The 19,434-nt window shown below is 72.0% G+C and carries 17 protein-coding genes; 12 read left to right on the top strand and 5 right to left on the bottom strand.

The annotated features are described in order from the left end of the window. Window positions 1-30: 30 nt before the first annotated feature. Entirely contained in the window at window positions 31-195 is a 165-nt protein-coding gene (locus ACQP1K_RS09425; RefSeq protein WP_433500483.1) for a hypothetical protein, read from the top strand. A 48-nt stretch (window positions 196-243) separates the two neighbouring features. Here ACQP1K_RS09425 and ACQP1K_RS09420 read toward each other — a convergent pair whose 3' ends face one another. Both ACQP1K_RS09420 and ACQP1K_RS09415 read right to left on the bottom strand, forming a co-directional pair. After that, on the bottom strand, window positions 244-1,080 hold the full coding sequence (locus tag ACQP1K_RS09420) for an inositol monophosphatase family protein (RefSeq protein WP_433500482.1): 837 nt from the start codon (window positions 1,078-1,080) through the stop codon (window positions 244-246). Next, on the bottom strand, window positions 1,073-3,112 hold the full coding sequence (locus ACQP1K_RS09415) for an alpha/beta fold hydrolase (protein ID WP_433500481.1): 2,040 nt from the start codon (window positions 3,110-3,112) through the stop codon (window positions 1,073-1,075). Before ACQP1K_RS09415 ends, ACQP1K_RS09420 begins: the two co-directional genes overlap by 8 nt. 76 nt (window positions 3,113-3,188) lie before the next feature. On the opposite strand from ACQP1K_RS09415, the gene ACQP1K_RS09410 reads away from it, so the two are divergent. Next, a complete protein-coding gene (locus ACQP1K_RS09410) occupies window positions 3,189-4,193 on the top strand; it encodes a ferrochelatase (protein WP_433500480.1) in 1,005 nt (334 codons plus the stop codon). Between the two features lie 49 nt (window positions 4,194-4,242). On the opposite strand, the gene ACQP1K_RS09405 is transcribed toward ACQP1K_RS09410, so the two are convergent. Next, window positions 4,243-5,469, bottom strand: a complete 1,227-nt coding sequence (locus ACQP1K_RS09405) for a lytic transglycosylase domain-containing protein (RefSeq protein WP_433500479.1) — start codon at window positions 5,467-5,469, stop codon at window positions 4,243-4,245. 148 nt (window positions 5,470-5,617) lie between these two features. On the opposite strand from ACQP1K_RS09405, the gene ACQP1K_RS09400 reads away from it, so the two are divergent. The 6 genes from ACQP1K_RS09400 (at window position 5,618) to ACQP1K_RS09375 (ending at window position 12,386) form a co-directional block, all read left to right on the top strand. Next, window positions 5,618-6,814 carry an MFS transporter gene (locus ACQP1K_RS09400; protein WP_433500478.1) on the top strand — a complete coding sequence of 399 codons (1,197 nt, stop codon included), beginning with the start codon at window positions 5,618-5,620 and terminating at the stop codon, window positions 6,812-6,814. 80 nt (window positions 6,815-6,894) lie between these two features. After that, window positions 6,895-8,208 (top strand): D-arabinono-1,4-lactone oxidase, encoded by a 1,314-nt coding sequence (locus ACQP1K_RS09395; protein ID WP_433500477.1) that lies wholly within the window; start codon window positions 6,895-6,897, stop codon window positions 8,206-8,208. 404 nt (window positions 8,209-8,612) lie between these two features. Beyond that, window positions 8,613-10,466 carry a septation protein SepH gene (gene sepH / locus ACQP1K_RS09390; protein WP_433500476.1) on the top strand — a complete coding sequence of 618 codons (1,854 nt, stop codon included), beginning with the start codon at window positions 8,613-8,615 and terminating at the stop codon, window positions 10,464-10,466. A 278-nt stretch (window positions 10,467-10,744) separates the two neighbouring features. After that, window positions 10,745-11,173, top strand: a complete 429-nt coding sequence (locus ACQP1K_RS09385; protein ID WP_433500475.1) for a hypothetical protein — start codon at window positions 10,745-10,747, stop codon at window positions 11,171-11,173. After that, window positions 11,167-11,400: a helix-turn-helix transcriptional regulator gene (locus ACQP1K_RS09380; protein ID WP_433500474.1), complete on the top strand. Its 234-nt coding sequence runs from the start codon at window positions 11,167-11,169 to the stop codon at window positions 11,398-11,400. The genes ACQP1K_RS09385 and ACQP1K_RS09380 overlap by 7 nt, the downstream gene beginning before the upstream one ends. After that, window positions 11,397-12,386, top strand: a complete 990-nt coding sequence (locus ACQP1K_RS09375; protein WP_433500473.1) for an NAD(P)-dependent alcohol dehydrogenase — start codon at window positions 11,397-11,399, stop codon at window positions 12,384-12,386. The genes ACQP1K_RS09380 and ACQP1K_RS09375 overlap by 4 nt, the downstream gene beginning before the upstream one ends. Window positions 12,387-12,469: 83 nt before the next feature. Here the strand turns inward: ACQP1K_RS09375 and ACQP1K_RS09370 are convergent, their stop codons facing one another. Further along, complete coding sequence (locus ACQP1K_RS09370) at window positions 12,470-14,206, bottom strand: PH domain-containing protein (RefSeq protein WP_433500472.1); 1,737 nt, start codon at window positions 14,204-14,206, stop codon at window positions 12,470-12,472. Beyond that, entirely contained in the window at window positions 14,203-14,724 is a 522-nt protein-coding gene (locus ACQP1K_RS09365; protein WP_433500471.1) for a PH domain-containing protein, read from the bottom strand. Before ACQP1K_RS09365 ends, ACQP1K_RS09370 begins: the two co-directional genes overlap by 4 nt. A gap of 115 nt (window positions 14,725-14,839) precedes the next feature. Between ACQP1K_RS09365 and ACQP1K_RS09360 the strand changes: the two genes are divergently transcribed. From ACQP1K_RS09360 to ACQP1K_RS09345, 4 genes are all read left to right on the top strand, one after another. After that, window positions 14,840-15,802 (top strand): ATP-binding cassette domain-containing protein, encoded by a 963-nt coding sequence (locus ACQP1K_RS09360; RefSeq protein ID WP_433500470.1) that lies wholly within the window; start codon window positions 14,840-14,842, stop codon window positions 15,800-15,802. A 40-nt stretch (window positions 15,803-15,842) separates the two neighbouring features. Continuing rightward, on the top strand, window positions 15,843-16,679 hold the full coding sequence (locus ACQP1K_RS09355; RefSeq protein WP_433500469.1) for an ABC transporter permease: 837 nt from the start codon (window positions 15,843-15,845) through the stop codon (window positions 16,677-16,679). Between the two features lie 360 nt (window positions 16,680-17,039). Then, entirely contained in the window at window positions 17,040-17,531 is a 492-nt protein-coding gene (locus ACQP1K_RS09350; RefSeq protein WP_433500468.1) for a YbhB/YbcL family Raf kinase inhibitor-like protein, read from the top strand. A 183-nt stretch (window positions 17,532-17,714) separates the two neighbouring features. Then, entirely contained in the window at window positions 17,715-19,406 is a 1,692-nt protein-coding gene (locus ACQP1K_RS09345; protein ID WP_433500467.1) for a hypothetical protein, read from the top strand. Window positions 19,407-19,434: the final 28 nt, after the last annotated feature.

Raw genomic sequence — 19,434 nt, 5'->3', positions numbered from 1 at the left:
GGCGGTTCGTTTCTTGAGAGAGAAGGTGAGATGGGCGAGTTCACGACCACGATCGCTTCCAGGCTCGACCAGGCCTACAAGGGTCTCGAGGAGGCCACCTCGAGCGGCGATGACTTCCTCGCCGACACCCTCACCGCCGAGATCGAGGACCTGCGGCGCCTCGCTGAAGATCACGGCATCCGGTTCCAGCGCTGACCACGCGTCGCCGAGCAGAAGTCGCTGTAGGGGGTGCCCGGCACCCCCTTAGCCGCGTTCCGGGTCGAGAGGGGCCAGCAGATCATGCAGTTCCTCGAACAGCCCGGGCGCGGCGGACAGCGTCAGTTCCGGACTGGCGGGCTTGCCGTTCAGACCGGCGAAGCGCGCTCCGGCCTCGGCCGCGATGAGCCCGGCCGCGGCCCAGTCCCAGTAGTTGGTGCCGCGCTCGTAGTAGGCGTCGACCCGCCCGGCCGCGACCGAGCACAGGTCGACGGCGCATGAGCCGGCGCGCCTGATGTCCCGGACGTTCGGCACCACCTGGGCCAGCACCTCGGCCTGCACGCGGCGGCGCTCGGCGCCGTACCCGAAGCCGGTGGCGACCAGCGCCCGTGCCAGCGGGACGCCGGTGTTGCACCGCAGCCGTTCACCCGCCAGCCAGGCTCCACCGCCCCTGACCGCGGTGAAGATCTCACCGCGGGGGACGTTGTGGACCACCCCGGCGACGATCTCACCGTCGACCTCGACGGCGATGCTGACGGCCCAGTCCGGTAGGCCGTAGAGGAAGTTGACCGTGCCGTCGATCGGATCGACCACCCATTTGACGTGGTTCGCACCGCTCGGGCCCGGGGCGCCCTCCCCACTCGGGCCGCTCAGGCCAGGCGTTTCGCCGCCCTCCTCGCCGAGGATCGCGTCCTGCGGCCTGGCCTGCCGGATCCGGGCGCGGATCAGCTCCTCGGCGGCGCGGTCGAGCGCGGTCACCACGTCGGTCGGGCTGGACTTGGTGGCGAGCACCTCCGGCCGGGCGGGGCGCTTGGCGAGGAGCATCTCGCCCGTCTCCCGCGCGATCGAGACCGCCAGTTCCAGCAGCGCGTCCCTGTCAGCCATCGCGCCCATCCCCCTCCTCGTCGCTCGTCTCACCCAGCACATGGCGCCCGAGGAAGCCCAGCACGGTCTGGTACCACACGACGATGTTGCCGGGCCTGAGCACCCAGTGGTTCTCGTCCGGGAAGTACAGGAACTTCGACTCCACCTCCGACCGCCGCAGATCCCACCACAACCGCAGAGCTTCCCCGATCGGCACCCGATAGTCCCGGTCGCCGTGGATCACGAGCATCGGCGTGGTGATGGCGTGCAGCGACCGGTGCGGCGACAGCCGTTCGTACCTGGCCGATCCGGGGGCGCCGAACTCCCGCTGCCAGTACATCGAGGCGTCCGTCGTCCCGGCGAACTGGTCGAGGTTCCACAGCGAGGCGTGGGTGACGACGGCACGGAACCGGTCGGTGTGCCCGGCCACCCAGTTGGCCATGTAGCCGCCGAAAGAACCGCCCATCGCCGCGATCCGCTGGTCGTCCACCTCCGGGCGCTTGAGGCACTCGTCGGTGATCGTCATCAGGTCGGCGTGGGTGACCGGTCCCCAGTCTCCCCAGCCCCGGTCGATCATCGCCTGGCCGTACCCCGTGGACAGGCAGGGGTCCGGCATGAGCACGGCGTAGCCCTCCCGTGCCATGAGCCACGGGTTCCAGCGCCAGCTCCAGTCGTTCCAGCTCGCCATGGGCCCGCCGTGGATCCACAGCAGGAACGGCGCGGGATCCTCCGCCGAAGCCCCGGAAGGCAGGACCAGCCAGCCACGCAGCGGGGTGCCGTCTTCGGCCGTCGTCTCGACCTCGGTGAGCGTGCCGGGCAGGTCGAGCCGCGGGGTGGGCGAGGGCAGCTCGGTCACCGAGCCGTCGGGCGCGATCCGCACGGGCCCGGGCGGCGAGTCGACGGCGCTGCGCAGGGCGTAGACGGAACCCTCGTGCGGTGCGCCGGCGGGAGCCGGGCACAGCTCCAGGTAGGACCCGTCGTCGGGGGTCAGCCGCGTCACCGCTCCTGACTCGACGTCCGCGCGGAAGACCGGGCGGCGGCCGCGGTGGTCGGCCGCGAAGAAGATCTCCTTCGAGGACGGCGCCCAGGCGATCGCGGAGGGGAACGGCTCGTCGCCGGGCTCGCCGCCCAGCGCCCGGCCCTCGCCGGTGGCCAGCTCGACCACCCAGAGTTCGGCCTTCACGGACACCTCCTCGGTGCCGTGCCGCTCCCGCACGCACGCGACGTGCCGTCCGTCGGGCGAAACCACGACCGGCCCGCCGAAGTCGTGGGAGCCGGAGGCGGCCAGGGTTCGCCGGGAGCCGCCGGCCACGTCGATGGCGACCAGTTCCCAGCGCAGCTCGCCCTTCGGCATCGGAACCCGCCAGGTGGTGACCACCGTCGAGCCGTCGGGCGTGACGTCGAACGACAGGTGCTCGTCCAGCGCCCCGCCCGGCTCCGGGGTGAGGTCACGCGCGGCGTCCAGATCGCGGGCGGGGGCGGCGAACAGGCGGGTCCGGTCCGGGCCGAGGTCGTGGTCCCAGTAGCGGACCGGGTAGTCCTCGTGCAGGATCGCGCTGACCCCGGCCTCCTTGCGTGCCTTGCGGCGCTCCTCCTCGGTCGCGGCGTCCCCCGGCAGCACCTGGGCCGCGTAGACGACCGTGCCGCCGGCCGCGCGGACCGCCCCGATCCCGCCGGGACGGGCCGCGATCCGCCGGGCCTCGCCCCTCGGCGGCAGCAGCCACAGCGCCGGAACGTCGCCGTCGCCGGAGTCCTCCGCCGTCTCGTCGGGCCGCCGCGACGTGAAAAGCACGCCGCCGTCCGGGGCGAACACCGCCCCCGCCTCCCCCTTCGCCGACCTGGTCAGCCGGTACGGCTCCGCTCCGCCGTCGCCGTCGCCGTCCAGGGGGATCTCCCACAGTGCCGTGCCGTACGAGATCTTGTCGGGGTTGAGCGTCTGGACCACGGACACGAGCCGCGTCCCGTCGGACGAGAGCCGCAGCGACGCCACACGCGGCAGGGCGACGTACCCCTGGAGGTCGGGAAACGGGGCGACCGGAAATTGGCTCACCATTCGAACCTACTCTGCCTCGCGGGTGATCCCAAGCCGTTGGCCCCACCGGCCACCGGGCCGCATAGGGTTGATGTCCATGGACACCACCACCGGTGACGCCGGCTATGACGCGCTGCTCGTCGTGTCCTTCGGGGGTCCGGAGGGGCCTGAGGACGTGATGCCGTTCCTGGAGAACGTCGTGCGGGGCCGCGATGTGCCGCGTGACAGGCTGCTGGACGTGGCCGAGCACTATCACAGGTTCGGCGGGGTCAGCCCGATCAACGCGCAGTGCCGCGAGCTGATCGGCGCGCTGGGCGCGGAGCCGTCCGTGGACGTTCCCGTCTACTGGGGCAACCGCAACTGGCACCCCTTCCTGGAGGACACCGTCCGCCGGATGAAGGACGACGGGGTGCGCACGGCCGCCGCATTCGTCACGTCGGCGTACAGCTCCTATTCGAGCTGCCGGCAGTACCTCGACGACATCGTGCGGGCTCGCGCCGCCGTCCCCGGCGCGCCGGAGATCGTCAGGCTGCGGCACCACCACGATCACCCGGGCTTCGTCTCGGCGATGGCCGACCACACCCGGGAGGCCCTCGGCAGGCTCCCCGAGAACGTGCGGGACGCCGCCCGGCTGGTCTTCACCGCGCACAGCGTCCCGCTCTCCATGGCCCGTACGGCGGGGCCGGCGGGCGGTGCGTACGAGGCGCAGCTACGCGGAACCGCCGAGCTCGTCGTGGCCGAGGCGGCGCCCGGGCGCGAGTGGGACCTGGTGTGGCAGAGCCGCAGCGGCCCGCCGCAGGTGCCGTGGCTGGAGCCCGATGTCTGCGACCACCTGGAGGCCCTGCACGCCGGCGGGACCGAAGCCGTGGTGCTGGTGCCGATCGGGTTCATGTCCGATCACATGGAGGTCGTCTACGACCTCGACGTGGAGGCGGCGGCCATGGCGGGAAAGCTCGGCCTGCCCCTCACCCGGGCGGCGACCGCCGGAACGCACCCCCGCTTCGTCAAGATGGTGGGCGAGTTGCTGGCCGAGCCGCGGCCGGCGGCGTGCCCCGCCACCTGCTGTCCGAGCCCGAGGCGCGGCCCGGCCCCGAGCCGGTGATCGACCCGGAGATAGTGATCGGGTCCGGAGACGGTGATCGGGTCCGGTGTCAGGAGTAGGCGCGGGCGTAGGCGTCGGCGAGCGACAGGACCCGGTCGACATAGGACCAGGAGTGGTTGTAGAACCACACGGCCTTCCTGAGCTTCTCACCGCCCCGGCCGGCGCCGTTGGCGCACAGATAACTGGCGGCGGACGGCACGGCGTCGTAGGCGCTCCAGACGTCGGTCTCGCCGTCCCCGTCGCCGTCGACGCCGTACGCCTTCCACGTCGCCGGCATGAACTGCATCGGTCCGAGGGCGCCGGCGGAGGACGGCCCGTTGTTGCGCCCGTGACCGCTCTCGATCTGGCCGATGGCCGCGAGCACGGTCCACGACAGTCCCGGGCACAGCCCGGCCGACCGCTGATAGAGCTCCAGGTAGCTCTCCGGCCGCCCGACCGGCCCCCTTCCCGCCGGGGCTTCCGCGGATTCGGCGGATTCGGCGGATCTGACGGCGACGACCTTGGACGTACCGCCGAGCAGGCGCCTCACCCCGCTCCGGTCGATCAGGCCGGCGTCGCCCCGGATCAGCACCACGACGCCCTCGGCGAGGCCGAGCCGCCTGCCCAGCTCCTTTCCGATCACGCCGTCTATGCCCGGAAGCCCGAGTGCGGCCGAGGCGGCCAGCCGCAGCCGAGGCCCGCCGTCCAATTGATATTCCGCGCCGAGGACCATGCCCAGGCGTTTGACCGCGGCGCGATCGGCCACGAACTCGTCCCCCGTGAGCGCGCTCCACACATCGGGGTGCCGTGCCACCGCCGCCGGGGTCCACGGGCGGAACCGCGCGGGTTCGACCGCCAGCAGCCGCAGCGCCGTACCCGAGACGCTGACGGTGCCGCCGTCCACGGCTGCGACCTTCGTCACATGCGGCAGCTTGGCGATCTTCCGCAGTGTTCCGGCCGGCACCTTCGCCGCCGCGATCGCCATCAGGGTGGGCGGGGCGGCCTTGACGCCGGCGCCTATACCGGTTTCGCCGCGTTTGCCGGGTTCGACTGGTTCTCCAGGTCCGCCGACGACCGGGCGGCTCGACGGCAGCGTGGCGTCGGGCACCAGCGCGACGCGGTCCGGCCGGGGCGTGGGGGCGTGCGACGCCGGAGACCTGGAGCGCTCGGCCGCGATCGCCCGGCCCTCACCACCCGCGACGAGGAGGACACTTCCCGTTGTGATCACCGCGGCGATGACCGCGGCCAGTCCGGCCACAAAGGTGCGAAGCGGCACAGACCCGGGAAGATGTCGCACCAGCCCCACGTTAAACCCTTTGCCTCAGTGATGGAAAAATCGCTTGCCACACGATGAGCAGGCGCGGCACTGTCGGCACCGGGTGAGCCGTACGCGCGCCCGCATGGGGGAATCGCCCGCAGTAACGGGCTGCCGAAGGGGTTGCGAGATGGTGGGGCCGTACCGCGGGCTGTTCGGCACGCCTGGAGCCAAGGGCTTCGTCCTGGCGGGCTTCGTTGGCCGGATCCCGATGTCGATGCTCGGCATCGGGATCGTTCTTTTGATATCAGAGCTGACCGGCTCGTACGCGAAGGCCGGCGCCGTGTCGGGCGTCGTGTCGATCGCGTTCGCCGTCGCGGCCCCCCTCTCCGGCCGCCTCGTCGACCGGGTGGGCCAGGCGAAGGTGCTGGTGCCGTTCGCCCTGGCGCACGCGGCCTCGCTGTCCGGCCTGATGCTGTGCGCGCACGCGAACGCCCCGGAGTGGACGCTCTACGCGACCGGCGTGGCGACGGGCGTCTCGGCCACCTCCCTCGGGGCGATGGTGCGGGCCCGCTGGTCACACGCGCTCAGGGACGATCCGTCGAAGCTGCACACCGCGTTCTCGTTCGAGGCCGTGATCGACGAGCTGATCTTCGTCACCGGTCCCGCCTTCGTGACGGGGCTGGCCGTCGCGGTCAATCCGTACGTCGGGCTCATCGTCGCGATCGTCTGCACCGTGACGGGCACCCTGGCCTTCTCCGCGCTGCGCGGCACGGAGCCGCCGGTGACGCGGCGCCGGACGCATTCCGGCTCGCCGATCGCGATCCCCGGCGTGGCTCTGCTGTCGGTCGTCTTCATCGCCGTCGGCGGTGTCTTCGGCTCGATCGACGTGGTCACGGTGGCGTTCGCCGACGAGCAGGGCAGCAAGGCCGCGGCGGGCCTCCTGCTCGCCTGCATCTCGGGCGGCAGCATGATCTCCGGGCTGTGGTACGGCTCGCGCCCGTGGAAGATCAGCCTGCGCACCCGGTTCCTGCGCGGGCTGGGACTGTTCGCCGTCGGGCTCGCCCCGGTGCTGCTGATGCACGATCTGCGGCTGATGGCGATCGCGATGTTCTTCGCCGGGCTGTCGATCTCCCCCACTCTGATCACCGGGTTCTCACTGGTCGAGCGCATGGTCCCGGCCGGGCAGCTCACCGAGGGCATGGCCTGGCTCTCGACGTCCATCGGGTTCGGCGTGGCCATCGGCTCGTGGGCGGGCGGATGGCTGACCGACCTGTTCGGTACGGCGAACGCCTACGCCTTCTCCCTCCTCTGCGCGCTGACGGCCGCACTCGTCGGCGCGGCCGGTTACACGCTCGTGCGGGTCGAGGAGCGCAGCATCGGCTGAATCCGCCGATAGGCAGCGGCACCGATTATGAGTAGTGTTCATATTCGCGATCGGGGGACGCGCATTCTGATGGGAGGATCATGGTCGCGTTCGTCAACTGGTCGCGGAACCAGTCCGCCGCCCCGGCCGAGGTCCGTACGCCCGCCTCCGCCGCCGAGGTGGCGCAGGCCGTACGGGACGCCGCACGCGACGGGCGGCGGGTGCGCATGGTCGGCAGCGGGCACTCGTTCACCGGCGTGGCCCTCACCGACGGCATCATGTTGCGGCCCACCGCGCTGACCGGTGTCATCGAGGTGGGCGACGGGTGGGTGAAAGTCGCGGCGGGCACCCCGCTGCACGTCCTGAACGACGAGCTCGACCGGCGTGGCCTCGCGCTGGCCAACATGGGGGACATCACCGCGCAGACGATCGCCGGAGCCGTACAGACCGGCACGCACGGCACCGGCGAGCGGATCGCCGCCGGCCTCGCCGACCAGGTCGTCGGGCTGGAACTGGTCCTGGCCGACGGATCGATCACGACCGTGCGCGAGGGCGACGAGGGCGAGGCCGGAGACCTGTTCGACGCGGCCCGTGTCGGGCTCGGCGCGCTCGGCGTCGTCACCGCCGTGACGCTACGGGTGGAGCCGTCGTTCCTGCTGCGGGGCCGGCGCGAGCCGATGCGGTTCAGCCGCGTCCTGGAGTCGCTCGACGAGCTCACCGGGCAGGCCGACCACCTCGACTTCTACTGGCTGCCGCACACCGACGCCTGCCTGGTCAAGCGGAACGACCGCAGCCCGGGACCGGCCGCGCCGCCGTCGTCCTTCCGGCGCTGGCTGGACAACGAGTTCCTGGAGAACACGCTCTTCGGCGCGGCCTGCGCGCTCGGCGCCCGGATCCCCCGGGTCATCCCGGCGATCAACACGATCTCGGCGAAGGCGCTCGGCACGTCGGAGTGCGTGGACACCTCCTACAAGATCTTCGCCACCGTGCGCAGGGTGCGGTTCCTGGAGATGGAGTACGCCATCCCGCGCGAGCACCTCGGCCGGGCCCTGCGCGAGGTCCGGGACCTGGTCGAGCGGTCGGGCCGGCCGGTCGGCTTCCCGATCGAGGTGCGGGTGGCCCCGCCGGCTGACGCCTGGCTGTCCACGGCGTACGGCAGGGCCTCGGCCTACATCGCCTGCCACGTCTACCGGCCGACGCCCGACCCGGCGTACTTCGAGGGCGTCGAGGAGATCATGGTGAGGCTCCGGGGGCGGCCGCACTGGGGCAAGCTGCACACACGCGACGCCGACTACCTCGGCACGGTCTATCCGAGATTCGCCGAATTCGTCGCGTTGCGTGATCGTCTCGATCCGCACGGACTGTTCGCCAACGATTACCTTGACCGGATCCTCGGCGCGCCGCCCGGACGCTGACGCCAAGGCCGCGTAAAGTCCACATCCAGGGTCCGGTTCCGCGCGCGTCACGTTGCCCTGGGCAAGGCCTTCGGACGGGCAGATCGCGGAGCGCGGGTCCGCCCGAGCCCCGCGCGCCACTCGACCGAGGGAGCAACGAGGATGGAAGCCTTGCAAGCCTTCCGCGCGGCACGGCGCGTGCCTCATCCCGGGCGGCATGCCCCTCTCTCTCGCTACTTGGACCCTCATCACCGGTTGGTTGTGGCAAGGTGAACGGGACAAAAGTGACTGGAGTCACGACAACCGCCACGCCCCCAGGCAAGGCGATGTTCGGACATGCCGGGTACGGTGCTGGAAGGCAACCGGCTCACACGAGAGACTCGAGGGCCCGGGGGACGACGCAGCATGACGACGAAGGGACTCGCATGCAGGAGCTCCGTCTCGTCGCGGTAAGTGAGGACGGAACGTACCTCGTACTGGCCACGGCCGGGCGGGGCACGCGGTTCACGCTTCCCGTGGACGACCGGCTCCGCGCCGCGGTCCGCGGCAACTTCTCCCGTCTCGGCCAGTACGAGATCGAAGTGGAGAGCCCGCTGCGTCCCAAGGAGATCCAGGCGCGCATCCGCGCGGGCGAGTCGGCCGAGCAGATCGCGGCGACCGCCGGCATCCCGGTCGAGCGCGTCCGCTGGTTCGAGGGGCCGGTTCTCCAGGAGCGCGAGTACGTGGCCCAGCAGGCTCAGCGGATCATCGTCCGCCTGCCCGGCGAGTCCACGCCAGGACCCACGCTCGGCGAACTGGTCGCCGAGCGGCTGACCAGGCGCGGCGTGCCCGCCGACGAGATCGACTGGGACTCCTGCAAGCGCGACGACAACCTCTGGCGGGTGAAGCTCGGCTTCGTCTGGAACGGCCACACCCGCCACGCCGAATGGCTGTTCGACCCCCGCCGCCGCCATATCACGCCCAACGACGACGAGGCGATGCGCCTGTCGGCCGCCGACCACGGCGAGACCTCCGCCAGGGAGAAGGCGCAGGACGACACGGTCCGCCCCTTCGTGCCCCGGCTCGCCCCCAAGCTGGCCTCGGTGCCCTCACTGCCCCCCGACGCGCCCGCGGCCGCCCGGTCCGAGTCTTCCGTACGGCATGAGCCGCCCGCGAGGCACGAGCAGCCGGCAGCGCGGCGCGAGCCGCCCGCGGCGTGGCAGCACGAGCCCCCCGTACGGCACGAGCCGCGGGTGGAGCCGCCCGCCGCGTTCCGGTCCGACCTGACCCCGGTGCCCTTCCGTCTGCCCGACCCGCTCGCCGGACTGGACGCGGCCACCCTGGAGGATCGCGACGCCCGTGAGTGGAATTCCCGCGTCCGGGATTCTCACGGCCATGAGGCGCACGGCCGGGACTCTCACGGTCATGAGGCGCACGGCCGGGATTCTCACGGCCGGGATTCTCAGGGCCGGAAGGAGACGGCCGACCGCGGCAGCGCCGTGATCGGCCTTCCCAGGGTCGCTCAGGCCGGCCATGACGAGCCGGGCCTCGGCCCCCGTCCGCCCGACGCCGCCCCCGGGGCCGGCGTCCACGCCGAAACGACGGCGGACGACGCCGCCGCGCCCCCGCCCGAGGATTCCGTACGCCGGCCGGACGCCACGCCCGAGCCGGCCGCGTCCGTGTCCGAAGCCGACACGTCCACCGCCGCGCAGCCGACGGCCGTCACGGAACCCCCGGCCCCCGCGAAGCCGGCGACCGCCGAGGCCGCGAGCGAGAAGAACGAGCCCGCCGCCGAGACCCCCACACCCGCGGCCGAGCGGCCGGCGGAGCCCGTCACCGTGCAAAGGACGCCGGAGACGGCGCCCGTCGCGGCCGACACCCCGGCGAGCGGCGAGCCCGCGTCCGCCGCCTCCGATTCCGCTGACAAGGCCGCCGCGACCACGAATCCCGGGCCGGACAAGGCCGCGGCCGAACGTCCGGCGCCCGCCCCTGCCCCGAAACCGGCCGCCGCCGCCGTCCCGGCAACCGATCGGCCCGCCGCTCCGGCCGGGCCGCCGCCGCGTCCGAAGCCCCGGCCGCGGCCGACCGTTCCGGCGGCGCGTCCCGCCTCGGACGCTCCCGCCGCCAGCGCGGCCGCCGTCGGCACCCCCGGCACGCCTCAGAAGAAGGAGCCGGCGGCAGACGCCAAGACGGAGCTTCCCGCCCCACCGGTGCCGAAGCCGCGTCCGCGCAAATCCCGCCGCCGCGCGTCCGTCCCCAGCTGGGACGAGATCATGTTCGGCGCCCGCAAGCCGGACTGAATCACGGCCGGCACCGTGTCCCGGCTCCGCTTGGGCGCGAGCCTGCCTCCCGGGCCGTCGCTCGTCTGTCTTCAGTGAGACGTGACGTGGCGAGAGGAAGCCGCGAGGTCACGGACAGAAGTCGCCACGTCCACCACCGAGCTCACATCGGCGAAGGTGCCGGCATCCGGCCGCTCCTCGACGGCCGACGCGGCGTCGTGTAAAAAATTCTGGACATCGGGTCAAAGATTCGCTACCTTCGAGATGTCAAAGATTTTGTACATCGAAAGGTGCCGATCATGGCCCACGAGGAGAAACGCGCCTGGATCAGCCTGGTCGTCGCCATGCTCGCCTACACCGCGTACGTCATCACCGTCCTCAGCCAGGCGGGCGGAGGGCCGTTACCCGATACGCCGTACGCCGCCGCCCTGCTGTGGTCGGTCGGCGGGGCCATCGCCGCGTCGATTTTGGCCGAGATCGGGATGGCGATCGTCAATCCGAGGGCCTCGCGCGTCGTCGACGCCCGCGACAGGGAGATCGGACGGCTCGGCGAGCACATCGGCCAGGCGTTTGTGATCATCGGCGCGCTCGCGGCGATGCTCATGGCCATGGCCGGATGGGACCGGTTCTGGATCGCGAACGTGATCTACCTCTGCTTCGTGCTGTCGGCGCTCCTCGGCGGGATCGCCAAGATCGCTTTCTATCGCAGGAGCCTTCCCGAGTGGTGAAGCCGACACGAGTGACCAACCGCATCCGCGCGCTGCGGTTCGCGCACGACGAGATGACCCAGGCCGAGCTGGCCGAACGCATCGGTGTGACCAGGCAGACCGTCATCGCCATCGAGCAGGGCCGATACTCGCCCTCCCTGGAGATGGCCTTCCGGATCGCCCGGGTGTTCGGCATGCCGCTCGACGACGTGTTCCAGTACCCAGACCTCCCGGAAGGGACGCCATGAAGGCCATCGTCCAGGACGCGTACGGCCCGGCGGACGTGCTCCGCCTACGCGACATCGACCGCCCCGAGATCGGTGACGAGGAGGTGCTCGTCGAGGTCCGCGCCGCCGGGGTGGACCCCGGCGTGTGGGTCCTCATGACCGGGCAGCCGTATCTCGCGCGCGTCGCGGGCTTCGGGCTGCGCCGGCCCAAGGTCACGGTCAGAGGCCGTGACGTCGCCGGGACGGTGACGGCCGTCGGCGCCGGCGTCACCCGCTTCCGGCCAGGTCAGGAGGTGTACGGCACCTGCGAGAGCGGCTCGTTCGCCGAGTACGCGAGGGCACGGCAGGACCGCCTCGCGCCGAAGCCGGCCGGCCTCACGTTCGAGCAGGCCGCCGCCGTGCCGGTCTCCGGCATGACGGCGCTGCAGGCCGTGCGGTACTGCGCCCGCGTACGGCCGGGACAGCGGGTGCTGGTGATCGGCGCCTCGGGAGGCGTGGGGTCGTTCGCCGTGCAGATCGCCAGGGCCTCCGGCGGGAGCGTCACCGGCGTGTGCGGGGCGGCGAACGCCGGGCTCGTCCGGTCGCTCGGGGCCGAAGACGTCATCGACTACGCCCGCGAGGAGATCGACCGGGACGGGCCATGTTACGACGTCGTCGTCGACACCGCCGGAAACCGGCCGCTGTCCCTGCTGCGCCGTGCCCTGACGCCACGGGGGACGCTGGTCCTCGTCGGCGGCGGGCACACCGCGTACCGCTTCACCGGGGGCATGGGACGCATGCTCCGGATGCCGCTGCTGTCGATGTTCACGGGACAGCGGTTTCGCCCGCTCATCTCGACAGAGCGCGCCGAGCACCTGGAGGAACTGACCCGGCTCGTCGAGTCCGGCGCCGTCACCCCGGCGATCGACCGTGTCTATCCTCTCGCCGCCGCGCCCGACGCGATCCGCCACCTCACCGGGGGCCACCCGGGCGGCAAGGTCGTCGTCTCCGTGACCGGAACGGCCTGACATGGAGGGTTCCCCGTTCGAGGGCCGTCGCCCGTCTTCGTCGGCTCTCCTCGGCCGGCCACCGGTCTCGTCGCGGTTCGCCCCTACGAGAGGTCACTGAGGAAGGGGCGGATCCAGTCCGGGGTGACCTCGTGGGCGAAGCCGACACCCTGGGTCTCTCCCGTGTCGATCGCGGGGTAGCCGCCGCTGCCGGCGCCGACGCCCGCCGTCACGGTGATCAGGCCGGCCATCCGCTGGAACACGGTCTGCCGCATCGTCCAGCCGACGACGGCGCGGCGCTCGACCACGGCCTGCCCCCGGCGCAGCGAACCCGACCGGACCGACAGCCGGGCGCCGTCATAGGCGTGCCCGAGGCTCCGGTAGCGATCCAGACCGAGCGGGACCCCCAGGACCGCCAGCCCGAGCGCGACGACCCCGACCACGGCCCAGTCCAGCGCGAACGCCACCACGGCGACCAGCAGCCACGGCACGACGGCCCGCACCAGCCTGCGCCGCAGGGCCCGGGACGGATGCGGCCGCAGCGGCGTGGCGAAGGGCACGACGGCTTCGCCCGCCACCTTCGAGGCGAAGGCCTTCGGCGTCACGGGCAGCAGCTGCCCCCTGGTCGCCGAATCACCCAGGCCGGTGACCACGGCCCACAGCCGCGCCACCCCGGCCCAGCGTTCGAGCAGCGCCTCGGTCATCTCGTAACCCCGGATCCGGCGGCGCTCCAGTGAGACCGTACGACGGGTGATCAGGCCTCTCTCGGCCACCAGGTAGCCGTCCCGCGCGCGCAGCGTGAAATCCCAGTTGAAGATCGCGTACGCGACGGCGCCGGCGATCGGCATGGCCGTCACCAGCAGCGCGGCGACGGCGATCAGCAGATAGGGGTGCGCCCACACCCACTCCAGGGCCTGCCGTGCCGACCGTTCGGTCAGGCCCAGCTCCTCACCCCATTGGAAGACGAGCCCGACCGCGCCGGCCGCGAGCGCGAACGGGGTCAGCAGATAGGCCCCGGACAGCGGGCCGTACGTGAGCCACCGGCGCGGCACCCGGGCGAGCACCCGCGCGACGGGTTCCGGACCGGCCACAGCCGTCACGCCCGGCGCGGCCACGCCCTGGCCCGCCGCTTCCTGCCCGGTGCCGGCGGTTCCGGCCGCCTGCTCGGGCGGGGGCGGCACGGGCCGCCGAGCGAGCAGTGCCGTACGGAGCACACGGGCCTGCTCCATCGTCACGGCGTCGAGCGTGCCCTCCTGCTCGCTGCCCCCCGCACCCGTGTCGATCTTCAGTACGGCCAGGCCGAGCAGACGATGGAGCGGCGGCTCGGTGATGTCGATCCCACGGATCCGTTCCAGCGGGATGGTCTTGGCCGAGCGGCCGATGAAGGCCCGGGTCAGCTCCAGCCGATCCTCGGTGAGGTGATAGGTGAACGTCGCCCACCGGATCACGGCGTACACCGCCGACCCCGCCACGCCCACCGCCGCCCAGCCGAACGAGGTCGGCGAGAACCCGCCGGCGATCAGCACGCCCGCCAGCGGCAGGAGGAGCGAGGGCAGCAGGCGGATCGGGTCGATCAGCAGGACCCGGGGGCTGAGCCGCCGGGCGCCGTACGGCCCGACGCCCGCGCGCAGGGGCCCTCCGGGGCCGGGACCTCCGCCGAAGCCGAAGCCCGGACCCGCGTGCGGACCCGCGCCCGGACCCGCGTGCGGGCCTGTGTGCGGGCCTGTGTGCGGGCCTGTGTCCGGGCCGGGACCTGCGCCTGAGCCGAGGTCCGCGTCTGAGCCGGGGCCGGATTCGAAGCCGGGGCCGGGGCGCGGGTCGCCGGGATCGGGAAGCGTCACGTCGCGTCGTCCCTGAGTTCCTGGGCGCGGCGGGCGAGTTCCTCGGCCAGCCGGGCGGCGACCTCGTAGTCGAGGCCCTTGATCGTCGATGACCCGGCGTGCGACGCCGTGCGGATCTCCACGGTCGCCAGGCCCAGCGCCCGCTCGAACCAGCCCTGTGCCTTGTCCACCGTCTGGATGCGGCTCACGGGCACGAAAACCCATTCCCGGCTCAACCACCCCGACCGGGCGTAGACCACGTCTCCAGACAGTTCCCAGCGATGTACGGCATAGCGCCAGAGCGGCTCGACGACCACGAAGGGCAGCATCACGGCCCCGACGGCGACGGGCAGCATCCAGGCGTTCCCCGACAACCAGTCGGGCACGATCTTCCAGCCGCCCCCGATCCAGTTCGCGACGAGGACGGCGCCGCCGACCAGGAGCGCGAACCCGGTCAGGGCCTCGATCAGCCAGAGCACGATGGCACGGCGCGAGACCCGTTCGGCCGGATCACGCAGCGGAGCTCGCTGACCTCTCACATTTCCACCCTAAACGGAAAGCCCGCGCGCGATCTGCCGGCGGCTGATGGCCGGGCTCGGCGAAATTGTCAGTGCCATGGTCCAGGGTTGGGCTGGCAACGACAAGGAGACAGGGATGACATACGCGATTCAGGCGGAGGGACTGGTCAAACGCTACGGCGAGACACGGGCCCTCGATGGGATCGACCTGGAGGTGCCGCGGGGGCGGCTGCTGGGCGTCCTGGGGCCGAACGGCGCGGGAAAGACCACCGCGGTGCGGATCCTGGCGACATTGCTGCGCCCGGACGGGGGCAGGGCGCAGGTCGGCGGCTTCGACGTGGTCAGGCAGGCGCACCAGGTGCGGTCGCTGATCGGCCTCACGGGGCAGTACGCGGCGGTCGACGAGACGCTGACCGGCGTGGAGAACCTCGTGATGATCGGCCGGCTGCTCGACCTGCCGCGGCGTGACGCGAAGCGGCGCGCGGCCGAGCTGCTCGAACGCTTCGCCCTGACCGAGGCGGCCGGCCGGGCCGCGAAGACCTACTCGGGCGGTATGCGCCGCCGTCTCGACCTCGCGGCGAGCCTGGTGGGCCGCCCGCAGGTGCTGTTCCTTGACGAGCCGACGACCGGGCTCGACCCGCGCAGCCGCACCGACCTCTGGGGCGTGGTGCGACGTCTGCAGGACGACGGGGTGACCGTGCTGCTCACCACGCAGTATCTGGAGGAGGCCGACCAGCTCGCCGACGACATCGTGGTCATCGATCACGGCAGGGTCATCGCGAGCGGCACCCCCGACGAGCTCAAGGCCACCACCGGGGCCCAGGTCCTGGAGGTACGGCCCGCCGAGGCGGCACGTCTCGGCCTGGTGGAGCAGGTGGTCGCGGAGGTGCTCGGCGCGGTTCCCGAGGTGTCCGGCGGCCAGGTGTCGGCCGCGGTCCGCGACCCCGCGGTCGTGGCCGCCGTGGTGCGCCGGCTCGACGACCTGGGTGTGGTGGCGGCCGAGCTGTCGCTGCGCAAGGCGAGCCTCGACGAGGTGTTCCTCGCGCTCACCGGTCATCGCGCCGAGGACGCGGCCGAGGCCGAGGAGGTCGCGGCGTGATGGACCGCGTCGGACGACGTGCCAGAACCGGAGAGAAGAGATGACCGCGACGACCACCACCCCTCCCCCGACGGCGGAGGCGGCCTCCGTGCCGCTCGTCGCTTCGATGCGGCTCGGCCCGATGGCCGCGCTGCGTCATACGGCGACGCTGGCCTGGCGGAGCCTGGTGCAGATCAAACACAACCCGATGGAGCTGCTCGACCTCAGCGTCCAGCCGATCATGTTCCTGCTGCTGTTCACCTATGTGTTCGGCGGGGCGATCGCGGGCTCGACCGGTGACTATCTGCAGTTCTCGCTGCCGGGCCTGGTCGTGCAGAACATGCTGTTCGCCACCCTGACGACAGCGATCGGCCTGAACAGCGACGTCACCAAGGGCGTCTTCGACCGGCTGCGCAGCCTGCCGATCGCCCGTTCCGCCCCCCTCGCCGGCCGGATCGTGGCCGACACGCTGAAGCAGGTGTGGGCGTTCGCGCTGTTCCTCGGTCTTGGGATGGTCCTCGGATTCCGGGTGCAGACGGGGGTGATCGGCGTCGTCGGCGCGCTGGCCCTGCTGCTGGCGTTCGCTCTCGGCATGTCGTGGCTGTCCGTGCTCATCGGCCTTCGGGCGTCCAGCGTGGAGAAGGTGCAGATCGTGGCGTTCTCGCTGATGATGCCGATCACCTTCACCAGCAACGCGTTCGTGCCGACGCAGACGATGCCCGAGTGGCTGCAGCGATGGGTGGAGATCAACCCGGTCACCCACCTCGCCGACGCGGTCCGCGGGCTGCTCGGCGGCGGCCCGGTCGCCTCAAGCGCGACCGCCTCACTGCTGTGGGCCGCGGGGATCGCGATCGTGTTCGCACCGCTGTCGATCCGCGCCTTCCGCAATCACTCCTGATACGACGATCACTTCGACACGACGGACCTCGGCGACGGTCTCGTCGACCGAGATGACCCGGCCGCGCTCGTACGGCCCGGAGAGCCTTCCCGGACGGCCCGGGAGCCGCTCCGGCCCAGGGCGCGGCCGATCCGTGCCGGCCTCAACCGGTGCCCGGCCGGTAGCCCGGCAGGCCGCCCGCGACGGGATCGTCGCTGATCAACGCAGGGACGGAGCCCACGCTCGCATCCGCCTCCGCCCCCCTCACGCCTCGATTGTGGCGCATCCGGTCGGTGCACCCGCATATTCCGCGTAGCATCAACGGGCATGGGGTCGCCGAGAACATCAGCGGTCACGCGAGTTACCGTCGTCACGACGGCGATGGCCGTGCTCGCTTCGGGCTGCGGGATCCTGGGCGGCGGAACGCCCAGGAACCTCGATCTGATCAGTGTGTCGAGCCCGCGGTTCCGCGACGGCGCCCCACTGCCGCTGGACTACTCGTGCAAGGGAGGACAGGGCAATCCACCACTCCGCTGGTCAGGTACGGCAGGGGCCAAGTCGGTCGCCCTGGTGGTGGACGACAGCAACCCCCGCACCGGCGCGGAGGTGCACTGGGTGGTGTTCAACATCGATCCGAACACCACCGAACTCGGCGAGAACGACGTCCCCAGGGGTGCGAAGCAGGGCCAGACGACGAGTGGAAAAGTGGGCTATACGCCTCCATGCGAGGCCGATGGCAGCTACCGTTTCACTGTCTACGCCCTCAGCTCAGACCTCGATCTCCAACAGGGTGCCCCCCTCTCGGAGACCCTGGAGAACATCGCCGATCACACGATCGCTCGGGGCCGCCTCACGGCGGCCACCATCGAGTGACCTGCTGAACACCGGAGGTAGTCGTGCTATACGAATCTTCACGTAGGGTGTGACAACGGTCATCGTGGTCGAGCAGAATCGGTTCCAATTGCTGAGCGCAGGTGATCTAAGGGGGCAGGTCGCGTCGATGGCCGCGCGATCTCACCGGCGCCGCTGGAAGGCCATGGCCTTAAGGGTGGTGCGATGATAGGGGTCATTTCGGGCCTTGTCGCCGTCGTGCTCCTGGTGCTGATGGTTGTGGCGCTGGGCATGCGGTCGATGAATCGCAGGGAGAGCGCTCTGTCCGCCGAGCGCATCAAGGCGATGGCCGAGAACAAGGGCCCCAAGCCTCGGCGGCCCGCCGAGGAGACGTTCTTCGAGAGCTTCCCCGCGGGTTTCGACGCCTTCGAGGAGCCTGCCGAGCGATCCAAGCCGCAGCGTCCCGGATCCGCCCGTCAGCACGGCGGCCGGCAGGCGCGTGCCGCGGAACGCGGCGGCAAACAGTCCGCCCCCGCCTCCGGAGCGCGCGGCAGGCGCGGCGTCGACGAGTGGGGCGAGCACGACGACTACGACGACGACTACTGGTCTCGCGTACGTGCCGACGATGGCGGCTTCGGTGGGAGCATCGCCGCCCGGATGGCCACCCCGCGTCCGGTCGAGCAGCCCACCGACGCCGAGGCTGCGGCAGCCGCCTCCCCTGTCGCCGATCCCAACGCCGCGACCGCCCAGGTCCCGCTGCCGCAGCGTCCGGTCCCCGCCGGGCTCGCCGACCTGGTGGAGACATCCCGGCCCACGACCGGCTCCTCCAGGAGCAGGGCCAAGCAGACCCCCGCCACCTCCTCCCCGGCCGTTTCCGCCTCGGCGCTCGCCGAGCAGAAGACCGTGACGTTCTCCGCGCCGACACCGGACGTGCTGGGCACCGGCCCGTCCCGCGGCCGGTCCTCGCGTTCCGGGTCCCGGTCCGCTCGCTCCGGTGGACGGCGCTCCTCCGCCGCAGCGGCCGCCGAGACGGGTCAGGCGAGCGCGAGCGGCTCCTTCGAGACACCGTCCGCCCCGATCACCGGCCCCTCCGCTCCCATCACCGGTCCATCCGCGCCGATGCCGACGACGGGAGCGTTCACCGCCGGTTCCTTCGAGGCCCCGCTCGGGACCGGCCCGTTCGAGGCCACGCCCTCCCCCGCCGCCCCGGGCACCGGATCGGCATCGCCGTGGCCGCCGGCGTACGAGCCGCCCGCGTACGACGCCTCCCACGGCGACGCCTATGACCTGTCCCGCAACGCGACCGGTCCGTTCTCTCCGGCCGACACCGGCCCGTCCTACCCGGTGACCCCCGTGGCCCCGGTGACCCCCGAGGTCGCCCCCGCTCCGGGGACCACCACGTCGCCGGGCTGGCCGAGCGTCCGCGACGTGCTCGACGACCCGGAGCCCCCACGCGCCGTCTCCTCGTCCTGGCCGGCGGTCGAGACCTATCAGATGCCCCAGACCGGGATGCAGCCGCCGGCGGCTCCCCCGGCCTATGACGGCTACCCGGCCGCCACGCCTGCAGGCGACGGCACGGCGTACGGCTCGGCGCAGCCGCCGGCGTCCGCGTCGTACGAGGTGAGCGCGGGCTGGGCGTCGATAGACGAGTCGGACACCGTGACCGGTCCCCCCGCGGCGGCCTCGCCGTACGAGTCGGCCGGGTACGACGTCCCCTCCGGGCAGAGCTACTACGGCCACGACCAGCGGGGCGGGTACGGCACAGGGCAAGCGGCGACGCCGTCCTGGCAGGAGCAGAACACCGGCGGGGACCCCGCCTACGACGAGCTGTACGGCGATGCGCCGAAGCCCACCACCGCGCACCGCGGCAGCCACCGGAACGAGCCGGAGACCGACTACCCGGACTATTACCGCTGATTCTTTGACGTCGGCTGACTGAAGGCCG

Origin of the sequence: Sphaerimonospora sp. CA-214678 (assembly GCF_050942215.1) — a bacterium.
Taxonomy (GTDB): Bacteria; Actinomycetota; Actinomycetes; order Streptosporangiales; family Streptosporangiaceae; genus Sphaerimonospora.
The sequence above is the reverse complement of the archived record's forward strand: the minus strand, read 5'-3'. Positions and strand labels throughout refer to the sequence as shown.